The 2,550-nt window shown below is 40.5% G+C and carries 4 protein-coding genes; all 4 read right to left on the reverse strand.

The features are described from left to right. Positions 1-275: BrnT family toxin (locus JW794_08515; GenBank protein MBN2018150.1), on the reverse strand; the 275-nt coding region annotated here is incomplete at its 3' end. A 151-nt stretch (positions 276-426) separates the two neighbouring features. Next, on the reverse strand, positions 427-573 hold the full coding sequence (locus JW794_08520) for a hypothetical protein (protein MBN2018151.1): 147 nt from the start codon (positions 571-573) through the stop codon (positions 427-429). A gap of 87 nt (positions 574-660) precedes the next feature. After that, a complete protein-coding gene (locus JW794_08525; protein MBN2018152.1) occupies positions 661-1,902 on the reverse strand; it encodes a hypothetical protein in 1,242 nt (413 codons plus the stop codon). Positions 1,903-1,941: 39 nt separating this feature from the next. Further along, positions 1,942-2,340, reverse strand: a complete 399-nt coding sequence (locus tag JW794_08530) for an HD domain-containing protein (GenBank protein ID MBN2018153.1) — start codon at positions 2,338-2,340, stop codon at positions 1,942-1,944. Positions 2,341-2,550: the final 210 nt, after the last annotated feature.

Here is a 2,550-nt window from a genome sequence, read left to right on the forward strand (position 1 = left end):
TATACGTTTTGTTCCTTTTTGGTTGCTTTTCTCGCGGAAATAATCCGAATTAAAGATTCTCTTTTTCGATAGCAGTGTAAGACTACCAATATTCTTAGACTTGAACCAAGACCTAAAAGCAGGAATCTGTCTTCAGTTTTTGAATGATCAGGATCAAAATATTCAATTGCGTTTTCATCAAAAAAGACGGTTTGTGCTTCTTCAAATGAAATGCCATGTTTCTTTTGATTGGCTTTGCTTTTAGTTTTATCCCAGTCAAATCGTAATGGCTTCATACATACATTGTAATTATATTGTAGTTATATGTCAAGGAAATTCATTTAATGAAGATTTAATGAGGTATTTAGATATAGATAGCTGGTCAACTTCTATTGAGATTCAAAGGTAGAATTGACACCTTTCTTTAATAGTTTTGCACCTATTCACCTACGCTCTACAGTATAACCGGCTTGCCAGGCCACGGCCACCAATGAACCTGGTAGCATAGTCGATATTTGAAAATGCTGTGCAGGTACGGTTTTTAAGATCAATTCGCAGAATGGATCCTGCCCATCCATATTTCTTAGTCGTCATCTTGTCTCTTCTTTAAGTCAAATAATAACAACCTGAGATGGTGGTCTTTTGACTCATATAAAAGCATCTGCTTGTTACCCTTTTCTTTCATCTTCCGTATAGTTTACCCATAATATTCCCTCCAGCACTCATAATATGACCTTCTACAGAATCGGACACACCTGGGAAATCATCCTGCCAGACTATTAAAAAATTGTTCTTTTGAATGTTATGGGCAAAGCGAAGGAAGCGCTGATTCCCGTCACCATTAAAGATATCGATCATGTCACCCTCGGGCCGACCCTTGATATCAAGCCACATGGCCGCTATATCCAGATGTGCGTTAATATCCTTAAAATAAAATTTATCCACATCATTTAGGTCACGCTCAAAAACGATAAGATATTTATCATCCTGCGGCACATACACGGTGTGGCTTATCATCTGTGCACCAAGTTTGTCAACCAGGGTAAAATCTTCTTCAGGCATGGTGCCATCGGCTTCTATGATTCTGCCCAGGATTCCAACGTTTTGAAGGCCGTCTCGGGTATCCGTCCAGCTAACCAGAAAATGATTGTATTTAGAGTTGTAAGCAATGTCATTAAAGCGCTGATCAGCATTAATTCCGTTGGCATCAACGCACATGGGGATGTCATTGACCAGAACGGTTCCGTCTGCGGCAAGCAGTACACCATAGATATCCGTCATGACATCGAGTGTTCCATATTCATTGAGGCTGTTACCGTGAGCTCTGAAATCTTCCCAGTTAATAAGGTAGGTATCATCCTGCGGGTTGTAGCAGATTACAGGGTTTATTTGATGGCCTATCGCATTTCTGATAACGAATTCTTCCTTCACGACAGAGCCGTTATCATCCAAAATAACTCCGAAAATATCACTGACTCCGTTCCTGCTGTCGTTGTAGGTTACAAAAAACTGATTTCTTTTGGAATTGAAGGCCATGGTGTAATGAAACTGGTTTGCAGACGCATCGGTAACCTTGAAGTGTTCCCCAATAGCCATACCATCCACATTCAGAATGACGCCCTGAATATTGAAATAGTTTTCCGCCATACAGTAGATTACCAAATACTGATGTTTGTTCGGGTTATACAGTACGCGAGGCATCAACATGATGTTTTCGGTTCTTATCAATTCAACAGGCCTGCCAAGCACCTCTCCAGAACTCGAAATTTTCTGTCCGTTAATAAAGTAATCTGCCGATTGGCTGTCTTCGCCCGGAGCGGCTGCCCAGAAAACAAAAAAGTTATTCTCCACTGAATTATAGGCCACATCAGGGAGCGACTTCCTCAGGTCATTTTTGCAAATTTCGATGCAATTGTTGTTCATAACCCTCTCCGATAAATTGTTGACACAAAGTGACTTTTTTTATTTTTCTTCTTGATTCACTACCCGGTCTGCATTTTTTAGTACGATAAGTTCCGGGTAGTCGTATCTTGATGGGGAGTGGTGGTTTCCAATTATATCCTTTACTATCTGAATTTTCTCAAAAGGAAAAGCGATTGAGTTAAGCAGTTTCTCCGCGACTGGTGGACCATATTCCTCTTGGGTCTTGCCGTTGTTGTACCCATGCTTCTCCTCTGACACTTTGATTCCAACGTCGTGAAGTAGAGCACAAGCAATTATAATTTCCGGATCACAGGAGTTATCATTCGCCATGATAAGTTCAGCATGGTGCAATACGCGCAAAGCATGTTCGATCCTCCGATTGTCAGCACCGAAGTACTGGATCATAGCTCGGACTAATTGTGCTCGTAAGTGTTTCATGTTTCAAGTCTAACAGATAATTTGTATACCGTTGTATTAATAACAAAACCTGTTTGTTTCTGCAACATATTCAAGACAGAGTTGACAATTTCAGTTTTCTTGAAGTTGCTATTGACGTTAGCTATGTTTCTTCTGTAAGTCTGAATAACTGCTGCTCAGCAATACCCATCATATCCACCAGACTGGTTCCGTATTCAAACTCTGGAATCA

This window comes from Candidatus Cloacimonadota bacterium, from assembly GCA_016932035.1.
In the GTDB taxonomy this organism is placed as follows: Bacteria; Cloacimonadota; Cloacimonadia; order JGIOTU-2; family JGIOTU-2; genus Celaenobacter.